Genomic DNA, 25,494 nt, shown 5'->3' with positions numbered 1-25,494 from the left:
TATGAAAAGAGTCTATTTTTTAAGCCTATTAATACTCCTGTCCGGGTGTATGACAAGTGAGAAACCAAAAGAAGTTGCACAGACAAGTTTAGGAATACATAAGCCGGAAGACGCTCCTAAAAAGGTCTTGAACGTTGGTTTCTTAGCAATTAATGGAGTTTATAACTCCGAGCTCATGGCGCCCTATGACATTTTCCAACACACTATTTTTCATACCGACCCAGGCATGAAGACCTTTATTGTCTCACCAACGCTTGAGCCCATCGTGACCTTTGAGGGAATTACAGTCACGCCACACTACAGTTTTGAGAATACACCTGAAATTGATGTACTCGTGGTACCCAGTGCAGAACACAACATGGATTCTGATCTGGAGGATGAAGTGTTGATCAATTTTGTGAAGGAAACAGGCACCAAGGCTCAATTTGTAATGTCTTTATGTGATGGCGCTTTTATTCTGGCTCAGGCAGGTCTATTAGATGATGTCAAGTGTACTACTTTTCCCAGTGACATAGACAAGATGCGAGCGCGTTTCCCGGCACTGGATATTTATGAAGAGGTGAGTTTTGTCCACGATGGCAAGGCGATTACTTCTGCTGGTGGTGCAAAATCATATGACCCTGCACTCTATCTGGTTGAATACCTCTATGGAAAGCAAAAGGCAAAAGGAGTGGCCAAAGGCTTGGTAATCGACTGGAATGTAGGTGATATCAAAAGTATTTTACCTTAAAGAACAACACACACAATGAACGATGCATATCAGGCACAGCAAGAGCTGATGCAAGCCATACAGAACTACCAAAAAGGAGATCTTAAAAAAGCTGCCGAGACGTTAGAAAAACTGAGTGGAACGTTTGGCCACTCTGATCAAGTGCACTCGCTTTTAGGCACGGTGTACTTTGGATTGAAAAAGTATAAAGACGCCATTCGTAGTTTTAAAGAAGCAACAAAAATAAACCCCAATAATAAAGAGGCATTGATAGGCATTGGTTCTGCTGAAAAGTCTAGGGGCAGATTCGAAAATGCCGAAACAAGTTTCAAAAAGGCATTGAAACTGTTTCCTAACGCTGCTGAATTACACTTTAATATTGGTGATTTACAGGTGGCTATGGGTAATCATAAGTTGGCCATTCAGTCTTTCGGTAAGGCATATGAATTGAACAAAGAGCTCTATCCGGCACTGATGCAATTATCATCTCTTCATTATGAGTTAAAGGAGTATGAGAAGACGGAGTATTATCTGGAGGTTCTCTTAGAGAGAGATCCAGAAAATCATCAATTATTGGCTAAGCTAAATGAAGTAAGGTCCTTACAGGGCAAGACTGTTTTAGAAGACCCAAAAATAGTGGTCGGTAAATCAGATGTTACAGAAGTGAGAAACCATGAAGATGCGGCACAATGGTTTGAGTCCTTTGGTATTGCCCCAGACAATATTGAGGACCTGATATCCTTGGCGCATTTGTTTACGGAGCAATCCAAACATAGCGAAGCCGAGAAGGTTTATCAACATATTCTTTCTATCGACCCAAACAACCAAAAGGCCAAGCATTCTCTTGAAGGAATGTTAGCTTTAAAGATACCCAGGTGGCATTTTGATATGCTGGCAGACTCCAAGAGGAATGATGCATTTGAGAAAGCAATAGTGAAATGTATTGATAAAAAGTCAAGAGTACTTGATATTGGTACTGGCTCAGGACTGTTGTCTATGATGTCTGCAAGAGCAGGAGCAGAATCTATACTTGCTTGTGAAGTAAACCCTGAAATTGCCAAGGTTGCCACCCGAATTGTTCAGGCCAATGGTTATACCGACAGGGTTAGTGTGATAAATAAACGGTCAGACCATTTGGAACCCGGTGAAGACTATACAGGCAAGTTCAATGTTATAGTTTCTGAAATACTAGATTCAGGAGGTTTAGGTGAAGGGGTTCTTCCTTCATTGAGACAGGCAAAGAGTGAGATGGGAACATCAGATGTCAAGATAATTCCTGCAGGCATTGCTCTGAAAGCTCAACTGATTGAGATTCCAAAACTGCATGAGGTGAATCCAATCAAGACCATATCTGGGTTTGATCTCTCGATATTTGATGAATTCCGAGTTTCAGATACTTATACGCCAGTGAATTTGGCAAACCAAGACTACAAGGGACTTAGCGAAATATTCGATCTGCGTTCTTATGACTTTTATAATATTCATGAGTACGAGATTGATTTTGATAATCCTGAGATTGATCAGCTAGAAATAGCTGTTTCTGACAATGGAATGGTGCAAGCTGTTGCTTTTTGGTTTGACCTGCATATGGATGAAGAAGACACTTATTCTTCTGGGCCAGGAGGTGAATTGGACCACTGGCTTCAAGCCATATATTACTTTGAACAGCCCAAAAGGGTTGAACAGGGAGATAGGGTTTCTTTGAAAGCCTTATATAGTGATTGGATGGTACGGTTTAGGCTATCTTAATAGGTAGCGAAGTACTCTTTCAGGTCTTTTAAGGTCGATGCACTGGTAGCAATATCTTGTTTGATCTCACCCTTTTCTAAAAGAACAATTCTTTCACAAACCTCCGTGACATGGTTGAGGTCATGGCTAGAGATCAGCATGGTCAACTGATGACTTTCTTTCCACTCTCTTAGTAAGTTTTTTAGCCTGATTTGAGTGGTTGGGTCGAGGTTTGCGAAGGGCTCATCTAGGAGAATTACTTCTGGGCTGCCCATCAAAGCTGCAGCTATTCCCACTTTCTTTTGGTTACCCTTAGAAAGGTCACGGATATATTTCTTCTTTCCGACAATCTCATCATTGAAAAGCGCTTCAAATTGGCTTAGAAACTCTTTCATATCTCCAGGAGAATAATTATGCAGTGAACCTACAAATTCGAAATACTCGTCTGGGGTCAAATAGTCGATCAAGAAAGACTCATCAAGAAAGGATCCTGTGTAGAACTTCCAGTCTTCCGAAGCCTGAACATCAACACCTTTAGAGGTCACGGTTCCTTTTGTGGGCCTCACCAAGTCTAGGATCATCCTAAAGAAAGTCGTTTTTCCTGCTCCGTTATTACCTACCAAACCAAAGCTTTCTCCTTTGCCAATGGATAGTTCAGGAATGTTGACTACTTCAACGCCCTTATATGCTTTAGAAAGTTCTTTAACGTCAATCATAATCCAATAATTTATTGTGCACGGAAGCCCGCTGCAATTTTATGTCTGTTTTCTGTAAATGATTTAGTGAGATAGTCTATCACCTTGTTTCTTAGTAAGAATCCAATTAACCCTACTAAGCCCACTAACAAAAGGCCATATGTACCATAACCCATTGCCAATAGCGGACCGTAGAATACATAAGGTAAAACTAGCACCGGTATGGCGATTAAGAATTGAGCTGCACCAACACCCTCGTAGTTGAAAGCAGCACCTTTATTGAGGTCAATTTTCTTAGGGTTGAACATAGCGATCCGCATAACGAATGGAAGGTTGACCCCAATGTTAAATAGGTATGCTGCCAAGTTGAAGAGGACAATTTCTAAGCCGAAATAAGCATACCCCAAAGAGGCCACAAAGGCAACAGTTGCTGCTGCAACGAACATATAATACTTAGCTTCAAAATACTGTCGAATATTCGTCTTTCGAATTAAGACAAAATCGAAGTAACCACTTTCCCAGCTTAGTAAGAATTGACCATGGTTGATAAAGAAGGCGCCCGTAACGAAAATTCCTGCGAATAGGAAAACGCCACTCATTTGCTCCATATAGACGTCTTGTGTATAAAAAATCAATCCATATAAAAGTAGCATTCCACTAATTACTAGGGTATTTCTTGGTCGCTTGTGTCTTAAAATTAGCTTCAGTTCAAGCCCAATCAACTCTCCAATGCGCCCAAACCTCTTGAGGAATGAAAAGTCTCCTGATATTTTCGTTTTGTTCTTCCTGGTAGAAATCTCTTCAGGATAAGTATTCTTAGCCAGGTATATATAGTTGAGCCTATACAGAATGACCCACAATGCTACTGGAATGGCCGCAAAGGCCGGCTGCACTAGGACTGCTCCAAACAGTTGTTCTGATAGGGCAGAGAATGATATGATTTGGAAATAATCGAGAGCTCCCAAGCCAGCAAATAGAATCACCATACCTAGCAGTAGGTTGGGCATATCATTGAGCTTCTTTTTGAAAAGAATACCGAGAAAATGTATGGTGAAGACCATACCGATAATCATCACTAGCCATAAAAATCCTGTCAGCGCACCATACTCTCTCCCTACTCTCACGATAGCGGATGGTGTGAGTAGAAACAATGCCAGTAGATTAAATACACTTACCTGACTTTTTCTGAGCATAAAATTCAGGAACTGGCTCTTTTTAATCGGTAAGTGCAAGTAAGGCTGAATACTGAGCACAGGAACGTTTTGTAAAAAGAAGCGCAGGATGAATTCAAAGAAGAAATAATAGAGCAATGCTCCATTGATCAATTCGATGGGGTCTTTATCCGGAACAACCTCTTCAAGACCAAAGGCAATTCCGAATCCAGCCATAATGGCGTAGACCATGAGCATGACTGCGGCAAAACCCAGAAAGATATTCGCGAGTAGATTCTTTGCCCAAATCGGTGACCTGAAACTCTCTTTCCAGGCATGACTAATAAAGGTTTGAATCATATTTATATCAGTTAAGTGAAGTGTCTAGTGCCAGAATACAATCTAAAATGGCGTGTGCTGCCCGTACATAAAATTCCTGATTCACATTTTCGAAAACATCTGTTGGTTTATGATAATGCGCATGGTCTTCTACTCCGAAGTACAGGAACGGAATCCCCTTTCTATGAAATGCGCCATGATCAGACTGCAGAGTCCAATCATCATTACCTAGATCAGGAGAGTCATGGCCAATTTTTAAGTTCAAAGGTTGAGGGTCAATTTTTTCAATAATGGGCTTTAGGTTAGGGTAATGATGTGTTCCAGCCACATAAAGCTCATTTTTATCGTTCATGCTAATCATGTCCATATTAATATTCAAGACAATGTTTTCTAATGGAATCCGATCATCTTCCAGAAATGCCTTCGCACCTTGAAGGCCCATTTCTTCTCCGTCCAATGCTGCAAAGACCAAAGTATGCCTTGGCCTGTTAGCTTTAAAGTATTCCATCATGGCGAGCAAAGCAGCCACTCCTGATGCATTGTCATCGGCACCATTATATATAAGGCTATCGCGAACACCGAGATGGTCGTAATGGGCAGTGATAACAAATGCAGTCTCCTCCTGCCCTCGAACATATCCGATCACATTAACCCCCTCAACCTCTTCACCTGCTCTGTTTTTAAATGTAAAAGGGTGTAAGAAACCCTTATTAAGGCTTTTAGCCCTTACATCCTTCATTTGACCTACAATGAACCTTCTAGCCGCCTCAGCACCTGGAGTGCCCGTTCTTCTACCTTGAGCAGCATCATGAGAAAGCCTCCTCAAATCATCGAGCATATATTCAGAATCGAGCCGGTCGATTTGAGCCGTGGTTGGTAGGGCAATGAAGAGGGCTATAATAAATAGGGCAATGAAATTTGAATACCTTTGCATCGTTACTAGGGTTATCGAAAGTTGGTAAAATCCTTTATGTTGTGATTAAAATAACTTTCATAAACTTAATCAATACGAAACGAAGTCTTGCGACCATTTATACAGAAGTTAACTTACTTTTTAGCCCTTACCTGCCTATGCTTTACTGCTAAGGCTCAGTCTGAGACTAATCAATTATTGGAAAAGCTTCAGCTTAACCAAGCCTTATATCCACCCGAAAATATTCTAAGTACTAAATCCATTGTGCTGCTTTCTGTGCCTGAGGTCGCTGAGCAAAGCGAGTGGATGATTTTGGTGGATGAACTGCAGCAGTTTCTGGCAGAGGAGGGTATTGATGCGGTGGCCTATATCAATGTGCAATCTCTTTTTTCAATTCCGAATAAGGTTTTGGAGATACCTGAATATTTAAATCAGCGAGAAATTCAAAACGTGATTCTGTTTGCAGCCAAGGATGAGGATACTCCGGTTTTCTTTGCTGTAGGACCTTATAATGGTAAGTCATCATTTTTTGACAAAGGCAGCACCTTCTACGCAAGATCTGCGACCAAGCTAGAAAGCATCACTTCCGAATTGAGCACTTATTTTAAAACAGGTTCTTTGTACAGGGATAATCTTTTGGTCAATGAATCACCCGAGTTTTTCTTTCCAGAAGTTGAACTGGGCATAGTGGCCAAAAGTATTCCACCAAGGTTGGCAGAGTTCAAAGTTTCTGTTGAGGCTATGGATTTAGAGCTTTTTGAACAGGTGGGGCCACCTTCGTTTCGATATGAGAATCTCAATAATCAAGAAGTTTTCGAGCAAGAGATGAGGGATCGCAATTATTCCTTAGAAGCACTGGTCACCGACACAACCAATAAAATATTCTATAAGGATCCCACAAAAACGAATCAGGCTTTGAGGCAAGAAGGCTTTCAGTATGAGCTCATGTTCGTTAGTGGTACGGACAGTCGTGTTTATGATTGGTTGCCTTTTCCAGATAGGCCGAAAACAACAGGTAAAATCATTCATAAATTCTATTTGAATGACCTCAGGAATAATAATATCTATGTTGGAAAAGAGTGGGACGCCTCCACGGCCTGGCATCAGGCCTTAGACAGCTTTTTAGCTCAAATGGATAAGGTTATCCAAGAAAAATCGAATTAATCCCACATATTTTCCGCAGGTCTAATTTTCCAAGCGACTCTTTGCCTTACTTCTTATATTTAGAAAAAAACACTTAAAATGAGGAAGTTAAGTACACTTTTTGCGTGCCTATTTTTTGTTGGCACAACCGCCTTTGCCTTCCAGAACACGGAAGTTGATTATAACGCGGTCTATAAAATCAAAGATGAAGGGTTGAACAATAGCCAGGTAATGGACATCGCCTGGAATTTGACCGATAGAATTGGGCCACGTCTGACGGGATCATCTGGTTTGAAAAAGGCCTATGATTGGACCGCAGGTCAAATGAAGGAGTGGGGCCTTTCCAATGTTAAGGTTGAGCCTTGGGGAGAATTTGGTCCTGGGTGGGATGTGAAAAAGTCCTATCTCGCGATGACTGCCCCATACTACCAAGCCATTATTGGTATACCGAAGGCCTGGACCCCAGGAACGAACGGTCAAATTCAGGCAGAAGTAGTTTATGTAAACATTCAGAATGAATCAGAATTAGCAGAGTACAAAGGAAAACTTGCCGGTAAAGTCGTGATGCTTCCTACAACCATTGAGGCTAAAACTACTTTCGAGGCTGATGCGAGAAGATGGACAGAAGATGAATTAGAAGGAATGACTTCTTCCAGAGTGAGTAATGCCAATAGAGACTTCACTCAAAGAAGAGTCTCTGAGTTCAGAAGAAGGGCAAACCTGAGAAATGCAGCTTATCAATTATTCAAAGATGAAGGAGTGAAGATGGTACTCAACACACATAGAGGCGGAGGACAAGGAACATTCTTTACATCTAACGGTGCGAGAAGAGATCCTAATGCTCTTCCTGAAATGGAGATAGCTCCTGAGCATTATAATCGAATGGTAAGGTTAGCCATCAAAGGAGAGCCAGTTATGATCGAGGCCGACACGAAGACAGAGTTTTACAGAGATGACTTGAAAGGATATAATGTCATTGCAGAAATTCCAGGGTCAGATCCTAACCTGAAAGATGAAGTGGTAATGTTAGGAGCACATATGGATTCTTGGTTTGCAGGAACCGGTGCTACCGATAATGCAGCGGGTTCGGCTACAATGATGGAAGCCATCAGAATATTAAAAGAATCTGGTGTTCCTTTAAAGAGGACGGTTCGCATCGCACTTTGGAGTGGCGAAGAGCAAGGGCTATATGGTTCTAGAAACTACGTTCAGAATACCTTCATGAAGAATGGAGCACCAAACAAGGCGCATGAGAAGTTTTCGGCTTACTATAATATGGATAACGGAACCGGTGCTATTAGAGGTATTTACTTACAGCAGAATGAGGCCGTTAGGCCAATTTTCGACAGCTGGTTCTCTGTCTTCGAAGACATGGGTGCTAACACGGTAACCATTAGAAATACAGGTGGAACAGACCACCAGGCTTTTGATGGTATTGGACTACCTGGCTTTCAGTTTATCCAGGATCCAATTGATTATGGTACAAGAACACACCATACCAACATGGATTTGTTTGAGAGGTTACAGGCGGCTGACCTAAGGAAGAACTCAGTCATCATTGCCACAATGGTAATGCAAACAGCCAATATGGACCAAAAAATGCCAAGAAAGCCGAAAGTCTTTGACAGTAGCTTGAATCGATCGAGATAAGCTCAAAAGATAATTCACTAAAGCCACTCTGATTCATCGGGGTGGCTTTTTTAATATAATTCTGGATGCAAGAATGGAATCAAGGCTAGTACAACGGCTGGCTCGTAATAGCTTGCTCTGTCGATGAGGTCATTTGTCAAAATACCAACTGCCCCGTTAGTTTGCTTTGAGTTGCTTCGTTGAAAAACCATGTCGTCAGCTACACCTAGTTCGATGCCCTGTCGAACTAATTCCTGAACTTTTGGGGGCAATTGAAAGGTTGCTGTTCTAGCTTGCCCACTTTGGTTTTTGGAATGTATCGTAACCCAAGCAAAGGCGTCCATTCCTTCTTTGCTGTCCTCAATACCTCCTTCTATGCCTACCCAGTAATCGGCATTGGGATAATCTTCTTGGGCCTGAATGGTTCGGTTTAGAGCGCCTTGAAGGGTTTCCTTGTCAGACATGGGTTGATCGCTCACGCCCGAAGGTACCGAGACACCCTCAACTATGATCTTTTCATTTGGAAAGACCTTTTCAAAAGCGATTTGGGTGCACTTTGTCTTCACTGGGTTTTTGGACCCAACAACTACCTTAGTTTCCATTGAGTGCGGCTAACTTATCGTCTAATTTTAGACGTTTGTAGAATACTTCGAGGGCCTGCATTACCTTGGTATCACCAGGTTTAAGTTCCCAGGCTTTTTCCATATAGGGCAAGGCTTTCCGGGTCCAGTCATGTCCGATTTCTTCGCTTTCTCTACCGCGCATTTCATACTCCTCATTGCTCATAAGATTAATTCTCGTGTACACGCGATTAGCCTGTTCGTTGATCATGACGGCATAGTTGTAGTTAGCAGCGAAATGCAATGCATTGCGATTTAAGAAGCGCTCGTAATTGGTGGAGGCCATTTCAAAATAGCGTTCAGACCTCTCCGGTTCGCCATTAATATATGCGTCTTTGAAAATGATGTCGAATAAATCTGCCTGTCTTAGGATCAGCCTGGCATCATTTGGATTTCTTTTCACTGCTGTATTGAGAACCGACTCGGCCGCATCTAACCGATCAAGTCGGATCAGCGTTCTTACCTCTTCAATAATAAAAGGAACATGATTTGGGTAGTCAAAGCGGGCATCTCCTACCACCTCAAGTAATTCCTGATCCGAAACGCGTAAGTTTCGTTTCGCAAGAATAAGCCCGTCATAACCGTCCCGTGGTAAATCGTCAATGTCTTTGACGGCTAGATAATTATCAATAGCTAGTTGATACTTCCCTGCATAAAGCGCACTTACTGCAGTGGAAATATAGGCTCGGGATTCGGAGGGCTTAGTAATTTTCGCTATTTCAAATGCCTCAATCGCCTTGTCAAAAGCCTGCGCCTGAAATAACCGCTGACCTTCATTGATTCCATAAGCCCACAATATCTCAATCTGATTCTTAGCTAGCACATTAAAGTTACTCGTCCGGACAGATAGCGCAATGGTCTTATTGTAAGCCTCCACTATTGTACCTACAAACTCATTTCGATTTTGCTTGAATTGCTCCAGGTTGCGATCATTGGAAAGCAGGATTTCATGATAGATCCTTGCCTTCATAAACCAAGCTCCTGGGTTGTCCACCAGGGTAGTTTTTTCAAAGGCTTCATCGATCGAAGACTTGGCTTCGATATAGTTTTTGTCATTTAGGAAAGTAGAGGCAACAGAAATCAGGTCCTGAGAAATAACCCTCTCAGAAGAAAAGAAAACCAGTATGAAGACTACATATTTCAATGATCCAACACAGCGCGCTGAGCAAATTTAAGGCTTTTGCTACTTTTAACTACTAAGTCGAGGACAGAATGAATTTTAAATATACAACACAAAATTAATCTTTTACATACAATTATCTGTCGGTGACAGCAGTAAAATTGTTATGCAAGTAGCAGTATATACATACATTAAACTATTAGCTAGTTGAACGTAGTCAAGCACCTGAAAGGTTTTTGTGCTTTATAAAGAAAAAAGGGTGACTAAGTCAGCCACCCTGTCCTGATTATTGTTTTTTCCAGTTGGGTAATGCACTGGGCAATAGCGGTAGTCCTGCTTGACTGCCTAGCTTTTGGTCCATTTCCTCGAACTTTTCATGTAGTGCTTTTACTTTATCGAGAACTCCCTGAAACTCATCAGCGGCAATGTCATAATTTCTTTCAGAAGTACCGGTAACATTTGAAGTGGATCCGAAGATGTCGAAAATGGCACTTTGGGCCCTGTTGGCAGTGCTATATTCTCCATCGATGTCTAATCGGTTAGGCGTTCTGTCACCATTCAATAGCTCTCGAGCTGCCCTGAGTTCTGCCTCTAGTTCACGTACTTCCGTGAACATTACTGCGGACTCTTTTGCTGGTAAACCCTTCGCTGCAGCTTTATAGCCCTGGATTTTCGTGTTGAGTTGACCTAGAACACTCTGCGTGGCGTTAATGGCATTCACCAGTTTAACGGCCTTCTTTTTAAAGGTTGCCATGGCAGACCAGTCGTTAGCTGGAATGGTTCTGTTGTCCAACTCACTCACTTTGAAGCTCACAGCGTCAGTTAGATCCGTTACCTCACCTCCTACGTTTTTACTCATAGTAACCGTGTAGTTGCCTGGTACTACATAGACATTCGAAGATGGAAGGCTTTGTGTTTGACTAGCCTGTCTGGTATTTACCTGCCCGAAACTCATGTAAGTAAGGTCCCAAACTATTTCGCCCATGCCTTTACCCATTGGCTTTCTCAGTTCGCTCACAATCTCTCCTGATTGGTCTTTAATGCTAAATATCAAGAATGAGGGTTGTTCATCTTGCTCAGCTTTGAAGGCTTCAACCGTTGGGTATGGAATAGCCTCTCCATTTTTAAATGCTTCTTTTTCTCTTTTTTGTCGCTCTGCCTTCAATGTGGTAGGGCTTTCTTTTACCCAATATCTAATGACGGCCCCAGTCTTTGGGTTTTTTGCAGTGAAAAATGATTCGCCCTGAAAACCCTTCTCTCTTGAACCCAAGCTACCTAATGGTGTCCATGTATTGAACATATGTGATTCCTCAATGGCAAAAATATGAGCATCTTTCTCTGTGGCCTTCTCAGCTAATTCTCTCAAGGGACTGTAGTTATCGAGGATATAGAAACCACGTCCGAAAGTGGCGAGTGCTAAGTCATTTTCCCTTTCCTGAATGGCCATATCGCGAACATTGATCGTAGGTAGACCTGCCTTTAAGGCAGTCCAACTGGCACCACCATTGACTGTTACATGAACACCATATTCTGTTCCTGCGAATAAGATGTTTTCATTAACATGATCTTGTTCCAACGCATAGACAGCACCTTCTGGAAGGTTCGCACTGATATTCCTCCAGGTCAAACCTTTGTCGTTACTGACATAGACGTAAGGCGTAAAATCTCCACTCTTGTGATTGTTGAAAGCCGCATAAACCGTATTAGCGTCATGCTTTGAGGCAATCAGGTCGTAGACATAGGTGTTTTCAGGGACTCCTTCGAACCTGTTGATTTGTCTCCAAGAGGCTCCATCATCTTCGCTAATACTGATCTGGCCATCGTCAGACCCAACATATAAAAGACCTTTTTGGATTCTGGATTCATCTAATGAGACAGCAGCACCATACCTTGAAGTCGATCCGTTTTTGGCAACCGCGTCCATTGGCCAAACCTTACCCATGATCGGCAGCAGGTTTCTGTCAATATTTTGATCCAACTCATCGCTTATGACAGACCATGAATCACCTCTATCCGTACTCTTGAAAAGCTTGTTGGCTGCATAGTACAATGTCTTGTGATCATGAGGGCTTACCATTAGCGGTGCATCCCAATTAAAGTTGTAGGCCTTCTCTCCTTTTCTAGGCCTTGGTATAATGGTGACTCCCTCGCCACTTTTTCTGTCGAAGCGAATGAGCCCACCGTTTTGATACTGAGCATAAACAATGTTGTCATCCACTGGATCTGGAACAGATTCGAAACCATCACCACCCTGTGTTACAATCCAGTCGCTGCTTACAATACCATGCTGACTTACTGTTTGAGAAGGGCCATGTAAACTATAATTGTCCTGCGTTCCACCCATTACGTTATAGAAAGGTTCAGCATTGTCTACAGATACTTTATAGAACTGTGTCACGGGCAGGTTGGTAAAGAATTTCCAGGTCTGACCTTGGTCGAAAGATTCGTATACGCCACCGTCACAGCCTTGGAGGAGGTGTTTGTTATTATTCGGGTCGATCCACATGGCGTGATTGTCCCAGTGCTTGCTACGTTCTCCAAGGTTATTGAAGGTTTTACCACCATCAACGGTCACCAGGGTGAAAGTATTCAACAAATAAACCCGATCAACGTCCACAGGGTCAGCCACAATTTCTTGGTAATAATTTCCGCTGGAAGAAGTACTACTCATCTTCTGCCAAGAAGCTGCGCGATTGGTGCTTTTATAGAACCCACCCTTACCAGATTGAGCTTCTACCACAGCGTAAATTACTTCCGGGTCGACTGGAGAAATGGCCATGCCAATTCTTCCTTTATCACCTCCTGGAAGGCCTTTGTTTACTTTTTTCCAGTTGGCACCCGCATCAGTGGACTTGTAAATTCCAGACTCTGGACCACCTCCAAGGTAGGTCCACTGCCTACGCCTTCTTTGGTGTGCTGTAGCGTATAATACATCAGGGTTTCTTGGGTCGAAATGAATCTCATTCACTCCAGTATGCTCACTTATTTCTAAGACTTTTTCCCAGCTTTCGCCTCCATCGATCGTTTTGTAAAGCCCTCTATCGCCACCGGCACTCCAAAGCGGTCCGGTTGCGGCTACATAAACTACATCTGAGTTTCTCGGATCGATTTTGATCATTCCAATATGCTCCGAGTTGTCCAGTCCTACTTTCTTGAAAGATGCTCCACCATCAATCGACTTATAAACACCGTCACCATAAGAAACCGAGCGTTGGTTATTGTTCTCTCCTGTTCCTACCCAAATCACATTATGGTTATTGGGATCCATGGCCAGTGAACCAATGGAGTAGCTACCATAGTTATCAAAAATGGGTTTGAAAGTAGTACCAGCATTGGTTGTTTTCCAGACACCACCTGCAGCGGCTGCCACATAGAATTCATTTGGGTTGTCGGGATTTACCGCCAGATCGGCTATACGCCCCGATGTCAATGCCGGTCCAATACTTCTAAAGGACATAGAGCCTAAAGAGACACCTTTAAGCGGATCTTCGACCTCGACTTTTTCGGTTTTCTTACCTTTTCTGCGTTGCGCTAGTGAATCAAGATTGACAACGAATAACAATAGCGCAGTCAAAATGAGAGGGGAGATGTATTTTTTCATGGTTTAATTGTTTGACCTAGGAATATAAACCAATTGATTCAACATTAACCACTACTCTTTGATCAAAGGGCATAAAAAAAGCGCCATTGGGCGCTTTCTAATGGTTCATAAATTTTTCTATGCCTTGAGCACTTCGGAGAATTTATCTTTAACTCCAATAAATACTACAATTACCAGTGCCATCCATAGGGCTGCTGGACCAATGCCTGCTGGGTCTAATGAGGCATGAAATAGGAATGCATTGAAGGCGATGGGAGCATTGATAATTAATGCTAAAGCAACATATCTTCCGGATATAAAAGCTAGCCCGGTCAAAATCTCCAGCACACCTATAACATTCAGCACGTTAGCACTTGCAATGGCCCCGAAGTAAGCGCCAGCTGCTTCGTTCAATTCCGGTGGTGGTAAAAAGTTAGCAAATTTGTTCACTCCAAAAACCAGCATAATGATTGCCAATAGGATTCGTGCTATTAATAAAACTTTAGAATTCATAATGGTTAATGTTTAAGCTAAAAACATGTACGTACATGTATAAATAAGTTTAGCTTAATAAAAGTTCCATCATGTCAATCGTAATAGGCTATTAACCAGCCAAAAAGAAAGGGCTCGCGTTAACGAGCCCTAGCAAAATGATTGTGTTTGTTACTACCTTCCTTTAGAGTTAATACTCGTAGGTTCCGGTTTTGTTGCGGCATCCTTCACATATTTTTCAAGCCAGGTGTCCATTTCCCAAAGCATATGGAGTATCGATTCTTTAGCTCGATACCCATGGCTTTCATCGGGAAGCATAACAAGTCTTGCGGTGCCTCCATGCCCTTTGATGGCATTGTAATATCTTATACTCTGAATTGGGAATGTACCCGAGTTATTATCAGCCTCTCCATGTATAAGCAACAGCGGTTCGTTCACCTTATCTGCATGCATAAATGGGGACATATAGTTGTATAACTCCGGAGCTTCCCAATATGTTCGTTGCTCACGCTGGAAGCCAAAGGGAGTCAGGGTTCTGTTATAAGCCCCACTACGGGCTATCCCTGCGGCAAAGAGATCTGAATGGGCTAACAAATTAGCAGTCATGAAGGCGCCATATGAATGACCTCCAACACCTACTCTATTTCTGTCACCTACTCCAAGTTCTGCTACTGCATCAATAGCTGCTTTAGCATTCATGACCAACTGCTCTCTAAAAGTATCGTTAGGCTCATCTTCTCCCTCTCCGATGATCGGGAACTCAGTGTTGGCCATAACGGCATAACCTCTCAGCACCCAGAACAATGGAGAACCAGAACTAACCCTGGTAAATGAGTAAGGTGTACCTCTAACCTGAGCAGCTGTCGCTTTCGACTTATATTCACGAGGATAAGCCCACATCAATACCGGTAATGGACCATCCTTTTCTTTGTCATAACCAGATGGAGTATATAGTACTGCAGTCAAATCAATACCATCTTCTCGTTGATATTTGATGATTTCCTTATTGACGGCCATCATATCTGGCTGTGGATGAGGAAAGTCGGTCACCTGTTTCATGGTTCCCTTCTTAATATTCCTCACATAATAGTTAGGAGGCTCATTCTCTGATTCACGAAGTGTAATGATCTTGTCTCCTTTGGAAGACAGAATATCAATCGGTCGTTCGTAGTATGGCGCTTCCGAGCGGAAAAGGATTTCTTGTTTTTTCGACTTGAGATTGAATTTGCTTAGGAAGGGTCGATTTCCTTCAGAAGAGCCACCTATGCTGTTCATAAAGAGGTTATCCTTATCAAACATCATGGTATAGGTTCCATACTTGGTCTTTTTCATCATCGGCCTACCCGGATCGTTATAACTATCGGTAGTACTACGATCGATGATTACGGTACCTTCTTTTCCAGGCTTTGACGGATCTATTAGCGTTCTTTTATCAAGTCTTTTTGCCCACCAGTTCTCGTTTAGGATGGCTCTGGAATCGTCTCCCCAAGTAATACCTGAGTAACGAAGTGAGGTTCCTGCCAATTTTGTTGGCGCTTGGTCGAAAGGCGCTGATGCCATGTAAACCACATCTCTTTCTGTTACTTCAGCTTTCGGGTCGCCTCCGTCTTGCGCCTCTGCCCAATAGAGTGTAGCAGGTTTGTCAGCCCTCCAAGTCATGCTTCTAGGCCCTAAGCGGGTAGCATCAAAACCTTTTGGCCTTACTTCGTCTAGATTAATCTCCGCCATAACCTTTACCAGATTACCATTGGTGTCCCATACTTCATAATTAAATGGGAACCTGGATGCTGGTACCAAATATGAAAATGGCTTTTGGATGGTTTGGGTCAACATATATTTCCCGTCAGGAGATGGGTTGAAGCTTTTGATAATGCTGGGCTTACCAACCATGGTGGCCTTGCCATTTAAGTCAACTCTTCTTAACTGTACAGTCGTATAGTATTCAAATAGGCGCTCGTCATGAGAATTTTTGAGTAAATCCTGATAGGTTCTTGAAGGAGCCTCAGCACCCGAAGTTTCTTGCAACACAGGGCCTTTTGGTGCTCTAGGTTTAGTTGGAGCTTCACCTCTGCCTTCTACAATGGTGCTTACGATCAGGTGTTCGTTATCTGGCATCCAGTCATAGGCTGATACATAGGCATTATTAATGATGGCGCCTACCAGGCGTTTAGCAGATTTGGTCTTTATATCGGCAACCCATAGTTCAATACCGTCAGCAGTAGTGTGGGTAAATGCAATTTTGCTTTCATCCATCGACCAACCCACATTGCCTATTTGTGGTTTGGCAGGAAGCCCACTAAAGACAAACTCCTCTCCCGAGTCCATACTCTTTAGTTTCAGCCCAGTCATAAAGGTTCTACGACTTCGGCCATTGGTTGCTGGGTTAATTCGAGTTCCCCCGATCCGCAATTCAGGAGCTGCAACCTCTTCGATACTGGGGTAACCCGGACGTTCCATTAAGAGCATCCATTCTCCTTTCGAGTCCATGCTCACAGAAGGAGTGGAAGGTGCATCTATTAACTTGGCAATGACTTCAGGTGGCCTCTGGTAGCCCTCTTGTGCTTGAGCAGGGACCACATATAGCCAGGTGGCAATAAGGCAAATGCCACAGATTTTGAAAATGTTATGCTTTAATTTCATAGCGATGACTTTAATCAGACTATTGAAATTAGAATTGACTCATTGATAACCAATGACTAATACACTGAGGTCAAAAAAATAGGGATGGAAGGTTAATTTAATTGAGCGGGTTCGATCGCACTCAGCTTTTCCATGTCAACTTTGATTTTACCATTACCAGCGCTGTTGTAAATCTGCACGAATTTTTTGCCCCATTCTATTTCATCCGCGATATAGCTCATACGATCGTAAACCTGGCGTACATAGGTATCGTCAAAGGCCTTAAACATAACAATGATTTCGACCTGCCTTTGCTTGAAATCTGATTCATCCCAACCATAAATAGGGCTCTTCTCGTCAATTGGGTGTACGATGGTCCAGGTCATGGAAAAGAAGTTAATTTTTTTCCGTTCCAGATTCACGCTTTTAAAAACTCGCCTGTTGTCCTTGGGGTGCCAATAAGAGATCACGAAATCTACCTCAGCCTCAATTAATTGGTTCTTATTGCCATTGGAAAAGCGGAACATAAGGCCATTGATGCCCCGATAAGGAGCGATGACCGCTTTGTCGCTGTAGATTAGGTTTCTGCCTGGTCTAGAGAAGCGAGCGAACATCAAACCAGTGGCGAGTGCAAAACCCAACAGGCCTATAAAAGACTCGATGGCAGCTAAAATACTGGCAGCATTTGAGTTGGGGTACAGCTTACCAAAACCAACCGTTGTGATACTCTGCGTACTGAAATAAAATGAGTTAATAAAATGGTCTATGCCCGGTTTTGCTTCGTGACCAGCAATACTATCAATTCCGGAGATATAGTATAGGACAGCAAAAATCAGATTAGCAAAAAAGAACGCCAGCGTAATTACCCCAACAAAATTCCACCACTTCATGGAGATCAGCTCGTGATATATATCGAATGATTGCCAAAAGTGAAGACCATCTTTTTCTACATTGAATTCCCCATTTTGGGAGATCAAACGCGTGGTTTTAGTGTAGGCCTTCTGGCCAAAGCCGAGCTCTTCGCTTTTTCCAGACTTCTTTTTGGGATCTGACATTAACAATCAAAACTACAATTCTTAAAGAAAGTTAAAAGGTAAAATTGTCTACGAAATACTTCGTAATAAATTTGGAAGTACGAATCTGTTCGTATATAATTGAAGTACGAAAGATGTCGTAGATAAGATAAAACCAATATGACGAAGCCTACAGATTCAGAATTAGAAATATTGAGAATACTATGGTCTAGCGGACCTTCAAGTGTTCGATTGGTGAACGATAAAATGAATGAAGCCAAGGACACTGGCTACACCACAACCCTAAAGCTAATGCAAATCATGGCACAGAAGGGTTTGGTGGAAAGAGACGAATCGAGCCGAACACATATCTACAAGGCCGTAGCCCAGAAAGACCAAGTTCAAGGTGCTATGGTAGACAAATTGCTTGACCTGGCCTTTGGAGGCTCCTCTTCTCAACTAGTATTGAGCGCATTGGGTCGTGGGAAAACCTCGAAGGAAGAACTCGATAAGATTAAGGAACTTATAAAGAAGCTGGAAGATGGAGATCAATAACAATTTATTCGATGCCCTGGGAATGACTTTGATAGATTCCTTGTGGCAAGGGGCCATCGTTATGGCGATCGCTTTTGTGGGGCTTTGGGTCATGAAGAAGAGCAAGGCCAACCTAAGGCATAACTTCTTGCTGATCTGTATTGTGGCGCTTCCGGTAATGGGTGTTTACACTTTTAGCCAGCGTTACGAGCCAGCAGCTACTTATGTGGAAACAACGCTCCTCCAGGACATTGGTTTTATCAGTGATTCAGAGGCAAGCATGACTTCTGCTCCAGTATCCACATCACTGGATATCAAAAATGAAGCATTTGAATGGGTTCAAATGACACCTTGGATTGGTGTCTTCTGGACGGTCGGAATGCTCTTGATCTTTTTACGTGCTGCTGGTGGCTATTTATACCTAAATCGCTTAAAATCAAGTGCTTTCATTTTGGACGATATTGAGCTGAATCGTCTTTTTGACAAACTCAAGGATGGTTTTGATCTGAAAAGGGAGGTTCTGCTTAAAGAATCCATGAAGATATCAAGCCCAATGGTCTATGGGTACTTTAAACCCGTGATCCTGTTTCCATTAGGGCTTGTTCAGGGCCTAACCACCGATGAGGTGGAGGTGATTTTGCTTCATGAGCTCGCTCACCTGAAAAGAAATGATTTTCTTATCAACATAGTTATCAACGGTTTACGAGCTGTCTATTTCTATCATCCTGTTTTTTGGTGGTTGCAAAGTCAGCTTGACAATGAGCGAGAGTTCGCATCAGATGAAATGGTGATGGAACACCAAGCGGATGGGCTTACGCTCGTACGTGCCCTGACGAAGGCCAAGGAGTTCTCAATGCTCTCTCCTTCTCTTGGCTTTGCCGGTAGCTCAAAGAATCAATTACTCAAACGTGTCAATAGAATTATGAAAAAACAACAAAAACCCAATTGGACAGGGTTGATCTTGCCATGTCTGATATTAGTATCGGTATTGCTCTTTACAAGTCAGCGAGAAAAAGTAGACTTCAAGACGGAAAGTGACCTCGTTGAAGTAGACACTATTCCTAAATCAGATGGCCTTGGCCCTTTCTTGCTTGACTTGAACCCATCAGAAGGGGACAATCTTAATCAAGAATCAGTAAATTCTCCTTTTACAACCTCATGGTCTCATCACCCCCAAAAAGTTTCCGAGTTGATGGCTGATAGCATTACTGTTATGCAGGCTACTATGGAGCTTTTAGAAGATCCAAGCCCAATTTCGGTTACAGTTAGCATGGGTGACGGGGCACCTATCTACTTCTATAAAAACGGAAGAATGATTAAAGGAGATGAATTCAAGGTTTACGAAAAGGCTTATTTGAAACTCTACAAGTATTCGTCAAAGGCATCTACCAGAAACCAACATAGTTTTATGGGTGGTAATGGTCAATTGGATGAGCAACTCGTAAGGATGAGAGGATTTGACTTTTCTGGAACCGATAGTGAGCTTAATGTTAAAGAATTGGATAGGCTTGTCAATGAATGGGCTGAGGAAACAGTACTGAGGGATAAGATGATAATGGACCTGACTAAGAGTAAGAACCCATCGATTGATGAAATAAAGGCGGTACCAAAACAAGTGGAAAAGGTTGCCAATTTGGAGGATGAAATTGCTCGTTTTACCGAAGTTATGACACCTGAACAAAAGGAGGTTTTCTATAAACGTCAGGAAGTGGTTGAAAAGCAGAAACAGTTGCAAGGTCAAGCTGAACTTATAGAGCTTGAAAAGGAACTTGCCCAAGCCACTAGACAGTTGCAAAGCAAGCTCTCGGTGGAGCAGCAGAAATTGGATCAGATGATACTCAAATTAACAAGTGATCCTGAAAATACAGACCCTAAGGCGGTGAATGACCAAGTCATTATGGTGGACCGATTGAAGAAAGAACTCTCGGCCTATCCCACGAATGCCGAAAAGTATATTGATTATCAAAAATCGTTAGAAGAGGCTAGAGATCGGCAGCAAGTAAGAAACAATGAAATCTTTCAAAAGGAGCAAGAGTTAGTTGCTTTGAGGGATGATTTGATTGCCAATGAGCAGAAAATTTTTCAAGGAACGAGCTATTCTGAAGACGGCAAGTCTATTGAATTTCATCTTGGCTCAGAAGGCTTTGAATTCGCTAAGAATTTATACGAGTCTGATCAGGAATCAGGGACTAAGCCGATAATCGAAGTTGATGGCAAGTTGAGACCCGATTTAAAGTTCAGCGACTTCAAACAAGAGAACATCGCAAGCATTCAAATCTTTAAAGGTAGAGCACAGCAAAAGCGTTATCCAAATGGAGAGACTAAAGGTTACAATGGGATTATATCAATTATCACAGTGGCTAATATGGATGTTCTTATCAACCCTAGTGGTCAGCAGGAAGAGCGTTTATTTTCTAAGAAAAGAACAGTATATGGTTTCTCTGAAGATGAAGGTGGACAAAGATATGCGACTCAAGTCATAACAGACGCCAGAGCTGCTTATGATAATTCAGTTATCGTGTTTAATGGCAAATTTATGCCCGATAATTGGTTAGTCAAATATGACAAGTGGATCAAGACGATTAAGGTTATTCGAGGTGAAGCTTTAAAGAAGTTTCCTAAACGAAAAGTCAAGTCATATGACACAGTCATAGAGATATCGACCCGAAAATAGCCCAGTTTCTATGCAGAAAGCCCCAACTGATCGTCAGTTGGGGCTTTTTTATGTTATGGTTTCTTAACAATGCCGATATGGACTCTTAGCTAATAAAAATGTCTTATTTTTATAGTCAGAACACTATTTTTTAACACGAACGAAAATGAAACGCCTCCTGACTATAGTGATCCTCCTGGGGGTCATTTCCTACATCGCGGTTCAATATCTCAAAGACAGAAGGTTTAACCCTCCATCCGCATATGATTATCCAATTTCGGAAGCTATCGATAAAGACTACTATGATCAGCTAGTAGTAAAGGACTACTATAAGACAGCACTAGAAGTGGGATCCTATGCCCGTTCATTATGGTTCAATGATGGTATTGATGTCAGGCTCATGGAGAAGGATAATTTTGAGTCATCTCAGGCAACGGATTACTATGAGTTGCTTCGCGCTAGCGCCAGAATATTAGAGAACAGGCTTGTGAAGTCAGCCGATTTGAAAAAGCAAGGCTATAGCAATGACGAGATTAAGATGCTGGAGAAAGGGATAACACCTGAAGACATCGAGTTTATGGAAAAAGAGCACCTGCTCGGGCTTACGATAGGTTCAAATGGTCAGGAGGCCATGGAACTGCAGCGCATGCTCAATGCCAAAGGTGATAGTATACCCGTGGACGGCATTTTCAATACAATTACCAGATACAGATTAAGGGTATTTCAGACAGAAAACGGTTTGTACCCTTCTGGTCAAGTGGATAAAGAGACTTTAAAAGCATTATTAAAATAGATCATGGCAAAGAAGAAAGAAGAGAAAGCACCTGAAGAAGCCGTAGCAGGTGTAGATCCAAAAATTGAAGCAGTAAAACAGCTGATTTTTGGAGACAACATGCAGCAGTACGACTCAGAATTCAATGAGATTAAGGCACTCATAAAAAAGACACGTACTGATGTTGAGAATGAAATCAACGATACCCGTGATGCCCTCAATAAGCTGATTAATCAGACCAAAGAGACATTGACGAACGAGATTTCTGACCTGCGCAGTGACATGAATAAGAAAGTCACTCAGCTTAGGGCTGATATGGATGATTCGGTGGCAGATTTGGACGAGAAAAAAGTTAACCGGAAACTCTTGGGCACTATGCTTCAAGAAATGGGTAAACAAATCGCAGAATAGACCTTTCGAATGAGCAAGGCCGTTGGTTTTGAGAAACTGAAGGAAATCCTCCTGGAACAAGACCGGGAGGACAGAAACGAACTTGCTCAAAAATTAGAAGAACTAGACCGGCAACTCAACGAGAAAGAGCAGCTGGAAGAGCGCATAAACCCTATTCTCACCGATCAGGAAGGTGCACTTAAAAAGAACTTCTCTGGCTTATTCGGTCCTCAAATCACAGAGTCGATCAAAAGACAGATCAAAGAATCTCAAGATGAGGTTGTGGAGGTCCTCTACCCGATCATTGGTAGAATGATCAAGAAGTACATCACTTCCGAAATCGAGAAGCTTTCTGAAAAAGTAGATGCTCAAATGGAACTGGCTTTTTCATGGGAAGGCTGGAAGCTGCGCATCAAAGCCTGGATTTCAGGAACACCACAAAAAGACATGGTTTTATCCAACCTGATAGAACCTAAGATTGAGGAGATATTTGTAATCGAAAGAAATTCAGGTCTACTGATTGGCAGCTACTCTAAAAAAGGATCACTGGATGGGGATATGGTAGCCGGTATGCTTACTGCCATCAAGGCCTTTGTTGAAGATGCCTTTTCTGCCGATGCGCAAGAGCTGGAGAGCATCGATTATGAGAACTATAAAGTGATCATTAAAAACTTTAAGTCATTCTTTATCTCTGTCGTTTGCTCTGGAGGAATGAGCTCCACTTTCAAAGATAAACTGGATGATCAGCTCTTAACTTTTGCAGAAAAAGTGCTTGTTAAGGCCAAAGAAGGTGATGAAGCTGAAGCATCACAAGACCTGATCTCTTCGGGCTTAGAAGAGCACTTTAATGCTTTTGACGATGTCAGTGAGTAAGAAAGTAATACTCATTGGACATTTTGGCGTTGGCAAATCATCCCTTGTTCAACGTTTCGTCCATCAGAAATTTTCAGATCAGTATATCACCACCATCGGAGTTAAAATTGACAAAAAGATTGTCAAGGTGGGTGACATGGATGTAACCATGATTATTTGGGATATCGCTGGCGAGGACAGTCAGCAAAAGATACCCGCAAGCTATAAGTTGGGTGCTCATGGAGCACTCTATGTCTTCGATATCAGCAGACCCTCCACTTTTGAAAACTTGCAAGCAGAGCTCGAATCCCTTAATGACGTCATACCAGGAATTCCTGTGCAGGTTTTAGCGAATAAGATGGATTTGGTAAATGATGAGGAACGGGGAATGATTCTGTCTCGATTGCCGGTCCAGGGAGTTTTTGAAACAAGTGCTAAGACAGGCCTTCATGTGGAAGAGGCGTTCAAACAACTCGCTGAAAAAATGGTCTAATGTACGATCACATTTCAAACATTGACCGAATCAAATTACAGCTGATTGCTCCCATCTCTCAGGTAGTTATTTTCCATACCAACGGAGAGGTCATAGATACTTGTAATACGCTGTTCAGTGTGGAGACCAAACGATCGGTTTTTGACCAGTTCGATTTTCTCAAGAGTATAGAAGAAGTTTTCCCAGGTTTGCCCCTTGGGGAAAGGCTCACTTTTGAAGCGATAGAGTGGAATGAAGGGACTGAGGGACTCTTTGCCATGGAGTTTGTAAAGACCGATAATATCCGAATTCAGTGGATTATACAAGACCGGAGTAAGGACAAGGCCCAAATCGCACAAGTTCAGCAAGAACGTAATGAGTCCGCAATCAATGAAGAGTTTCTAGAAATTCAGCGCAAGTATCTGGAAATGGAAAAAGAGTTGCTGAATTATAAGAATGATGAATTGCAGCGCATACAAAAATTCAAAGAGCAGTTTTTTGCAGAGGTCAGTCATGAAATGCGAACCCCACTGAATAGTATTTCAGGACTCATTGATCTTTTAAAATCTACAAAGGGTCTCAGAGACCATGAATATCTTACCGCGCTCAAGGCAACTTCAAATCATCTGAATGCCATTATCAATGATGTGCTGGACCTTTCCAAGATAGAGGCAGGCAAGTTTAGATTGACTTCTGATGCCTTCGACCTGCGGCAAATGCTCGGCCGTATTTTAAAGGGCTTTGAAGTGGGTGCCTCTGAGAAAGGAGTGGTTTTAGATACCCACCTTGATACTGCAATTCCAATAATGATCGAGGGCGATGAGGTGAGGCTTTCACAAGTGATTTACAACCTGTTGGGAAATGCACTTAAGTTTACCGAAAGAGGTAGTGTGAGTCTGTCCATCAATGTGAACTCCTCCGAGCTTGGGCACAAGCTTGGCTTTACAATTACTGATACAGGAAAGGGAATGTCTGAAGCAGATGTCAAGCAGATCCTGGAGCCTTATGCTCAGGCAGATGGACAAGACCATGTGAAGTATGGTGGAACGGGACTTGGATTAGGTATTGCTCAGCAGCTGATTGGATTAATGGGAGGAGCGCTGAAAATTGAAAGCCAAAAAGGAGTCGGGACTTCCATGAGCTTTGAGTTAGAATTTCAGATGTCTGAACGGGACGTAGTTAGTGAGGTCAACTCAGTTTTGCCCGACTTAGGTCATTTGAAAGTACTTTTTGTGGAGGATGATGAGATTGGCCTCGTGCTATTAAAAGGGATTGTATCTGAGGCAGAAATCCAGGCAACATTTTCAGAAACTGTGGAGGCCTTTAATAATGAGATACAAAAGCAGACATACGATTTTATAGTTTCAGATGTAAACCTGCCAGACGGAAATATGATTTCTGCTATAAAGGGTTTAAGAGCCACTAAAGGGCCTAATCAATTTACCAAAGTGATCTTCTTATCGGGTGATGACGTCCCCACAAAGGAGCTGAATGAAATCTATGGTAGTCACTACCTTAAAAAGCCTATTGCGACCAATAGCCTTATGGATATTCTCATGGCCGAGGAAACCGAAGTAGCGATCAACTTGGACAACCTTGAAGCTTCAACGAGTGGCGATAAGGCCTTGATGAAAGAAATCTTAAATACAATACTAGAGACGTTGCCTGTCGAATTGTCTAACCTAAAGAAGGCCGAAAGCGAAAATAATCAAGAGCAACTTCGAAAGGTCTTGCACAAGATTAACCCTAGCATAAGCTACTTAGGAAATGAGCAGTTGATTGCCAATCGAAAATCTTTATATGATAAGGTTTTAGAACAAGAGACCGAAAATGGCATAATCTCTGAATTCTGTGACCTTACAAGAAAGGCCTTAGCTGCTGTTGTTAAAGAAAAAGAGAGGCTCTGAAGATATCCTTGGCCCTGGCTAGAATTGAAGCTGTGTTTGGTTATAGCCATAATTAGCCATAAATTAAGTGAGCGGCTGATCTCTAGTCGTTAATTCAATCCCACCAGAACATTGTGAAATACCCATGCATCCATTGGCTGTTCATTGGATCGTGTGCTTTAAT

Annotated in this window: 20 protein-coding genes; 11 read left to right on the top strand and 9 right to left on the bottom strand. The window is 42.3% G+C overall.

The features are described from left to right. The first annotated feature begins 1 nt into the window (after position 1). Positions 2–730, top strand: a complete 729-nt coding sequence (locus BFP97_RS14620; RefSeq protein WP_069843134.1) for a DJ-1/PfpI family protein — start codon at positions 2–4, stop codon at positions 728–730. Between the two features lie 15 nt (positions 731–745). Further along, positions 746–2,458, top strand: coding sequence for a tetratricopeptide repeat protein (locus BFP97_RS14615; protein WP_069843133.1), 1,713 nt, complete (start codon positions 746–748; stop codon positions 2,456–2,458). Here the strand turns inward: BFP97_RS14615 and BFP97_RS14610 are convergent. Genes BFP97_RS14610 through BFP97_RS14600 form a run of 3 tightly spaced genes read right to left on the bottom strand, consistent with a single transcriptional unit; the run spans position 2,455 to position 5,556 of the window. Then, positions 2,455–3,153 (bottom strand): ABC transporter ATP-binding protein, encoded by a 699-nt coding sequence (locus BFP97_RS14610; RefSeq protein WP_069843132.1) that lies wholly within the window; start codon positions 3,151–3,153, stop codon positions 2,455–2,457. The two genes, BFP97_RS14615 and BFP97_RS14610, sit on opposite strands and share 4 nt — an antisense overlap. Positions 3,154–3,164: 11 nt before the next feature. Beyond that, positions 3,165–4,643 (bottom strand): DUF5687 family protein, encoded by a 1,479-nt coding sequence (locus tag BFP97_RS14605; protein ID WP_069843131.1) that lies wholly within the window; start codon positions 4,641–4,643, stop codon positions 3,165–3,167. A gap of 7 nt (positions 4,644–4,650) precedes the next feature. Continuing rightward, positions 4,651–5,556: a M20/M25/M40 family metallo-hydrolase gene (locus BFP97_RS14600; protein ID WP_069843130.1), complete on the bottom strand. Its 906-nt coding sequence runs from the start codon at positions 5,554–5,556 to the stop codon at positions 4,651–4,653. A 177-nt stretch (positions 5,557–5,733) separates the two neighbouring features. On the opposite strand from BFP97_RS14600, the gene BFP97_RS14595 reads away from it, so the two are divergent. Then, entirely contained in the window at positions 5,734–6,699 is a 966-nt protein-coding gene (locus BFP97_RS14595) for a hypothetical protein (protein ID WP_069843129.1), read from the top strand. Between the two features lie 78 nt (positions 6,700–6,777). Next, positions 6,778–8,328 (top strand): M20/M25/M40 family metallo-hydrolase, encoded by a 1,551-nt coding sequence (locus tag BFP97_RS14590; protein ID WP_069843128.1) that lies wholly within the window; start codon positions 6,778–6,780, stop codon positions 8,326–8,328. Positions 8,329–8,378: 50 nt separating this feature from the next. Here BFP97_RS14590 and yjjX read toward each other — a convergent pair whose 3' ends face one another. The 6 genes from yjjX to BFP97_RS14560 form a co-directional block, all read right to left on the bottom strand. Continuing rightward, a complete protein-coding gene (gene yjjX / locus BFP97_RS14585) occupies positions 8,379–8,909 on the bottom strand; it encodes an inosine/xanthosine triphosphatase (protein WP_069843127.1) in 531 nt (176 codons plus the stop codon). Continuing rightward, positions 8,899–10,071 carry a tetratricopeptide repeat protein gene (locus BFP97_RS14580; RefSeq protein ID WP_069843126.1) on the bottom strand — a complete coding sequence of 391 codons (1,173 nt, stop codon included), beginning with the start codon at positions 10,069–10,071 and terminating at the stop codon, positions 8,899–8,901. The genes yjjX and BFP97_RS14580 overlap by 11 nt, the downstream gene beginning before the upstream one ends. 262 nt (positions 10,072–10,333) lie before the next feature. Next, positions 10,334–13,648 carry a WD40/YVTN/BNR-like repeat-containing protein gene (locus tag BFP97_RS14575; RefSeq protein ID WP_069843125.1) on the bottom strand — a complete coding sequence of 1,105 codons (3,315 nt, stop codon included), beginning with the start codon at positions 13,646–13,648 and terminating at the stop codon, positions 10,334–10,336. Positions 13,649–13,765: 117 nt separating this feature from the next. Continuing rightward, entirely contained in the window at positions 13,766–14,140 is a 375-nt protein-coding gene (locus tag BFP97_RS14570; RefSeq protein WP_069843124.1) for a DoxX family membrane protein, read from the bottom strand. A 153-nt stretch (positions 14,141–14,293) separates the two neighbouring features. Beyond that, the gene (locus tag BFP97_RS14565) at positions 14,294–16,759 is read right to left on the bottom strand and encodes a prolyl oligopeptidase family serine peptidase (RefSeq protein WP_069843123.1); all 2,466 of its coding nucleotides are present in this window, start codon (positions 16,757–16,759) and stop codon (positions 14,294–14,296) included. A 92-nt stretch (positions 16,760–16,851) separates the two neighbouring features. Then, positions 16,852–17,793, bottom strand: coding sequence for an ion channel (locus BFP97_RS14560; RefSeq protein WP_069843122.1), 942 nt, complete (start codon positions 17,791–17,793; stop codon positions 16,852–16,854). 138 nt (positions 17,794–17,931) lie between these two features. Here BFP97_RS14560 and BFP97_RS14555 point away from each other — a divergent pair, with 138 nt between their 5' ends. The 7 genes from BFP97_RS14555 to BFP97_RS14525 all read left to right on the top strand — a co-directional run bounded on the left by BFP97_RS14555 (position 17,932) and on the right by BFP97_RS14525 (position 25,331). Further along, positions 17,932–18,306 carry a BlaI/MecI/CopY family transcriptional regulator gene (locus BFP97_RS14555; RefSeq protein WP_069843121.1) on the top strand — a complete coding sequence of 125 codons (375 nt, stop codon included), beginning with the start codon at positions 17,932–17,934 and terminating at the stop codon, positions 18,304–18,306. Continuing rightward, the gene (locus BFP97_RS14550) at positions 18,293–20,959 is read left to right on the top strand and encodes a M56 family metallopeptidase (protein WP_069843120.1); all 2,667 of its coding nucleotides are present in this window, start codon (positions 18,293–18,295) and stop codon (positions 20,957–20,959) included. The genes BFP97_RS14555 and BFP97_RS14550 overlap by 14 nt, the downstream gene beginning before the upstream one ends. 145 nt (positions 20,960–21,104) lie before the next feature. Then, positions 21,105–21,731, top strand: a complete 627-nt coding sequence (locus tag BFP97_RS14545; protein ID WP_069843119.1) for a peptidoglycan-binding domain-containing protein — start codon at positions 21,105–21,107, stop codon at positions 21,729–21,731. A gap of 3 nt (positions 21,732–21,734) precedes the next feature. Further along, the gene (locus BFP97_RS14540; RefSeq protein ID WP_069843118.1) at positions 21,735–22,121 is read left to right on the top strand and encodes a hypothetical protein; all 387 of its coding nucleotides are present in this window, start codon (positions 21,735–21,737) and stop codon (positions 22,119–22,121) included. 9 nt (positions 22,122–22,130) lie between these two features. Continuing rightward, on the top strand, positions 22,131–22,973 hold the full coding sequence (locus BFP97_RS14535; protein WP_069843117.1) for a hypothetical protein: 843 nt from the start codon (positions 22,131–22,133) through the stop codon (positions 22,971–22,973). Further along, a complete protein-coding gene (locus BFP97_RS14530; RefSeq protein WP_069843116.1) occupies positions 22,960–23,445 on the top strand; it encodes a GTP-binding protein in 486 nt (161 codons plus the stop codon). The genes BFP97_RS14535 and BFP97_RS14530 overlap by 14 nt, the downstream gene beginning before the upstream one ends. After that, the gene (locus BFP97_RS14525) at positions 23,445–25,331 is read left to right on the top strand and encodes an ATP-binding protein (protein WP_069843115.1); all 1,887 of its coding nucleotides are present in this window, start codon (positions 23,445–23,447) and stop codon (positions 25,329–25,331) included. The genes BFP97_RS14530 and BFP97_RS14525 overlap by 1 nt, the downstream gene beginning before the upstream one ends. Positions 25,332–25,494: the final 163 nt, after the last annotated feature.

This window comes from Roseivirga sp. 4D4, assembly GCF_001747095.1.
Taxonomy (GTDB): domain Bacteria; phylum Bacteroidota; class Bacteroidia; order Cytophagales; family Cyclobacteriaceae; genus Roseivirga.
Note: the sequence above shows the minus strand (reverse complement) of the source record. Positions and strands in the feature narration are given on the sequence as shown.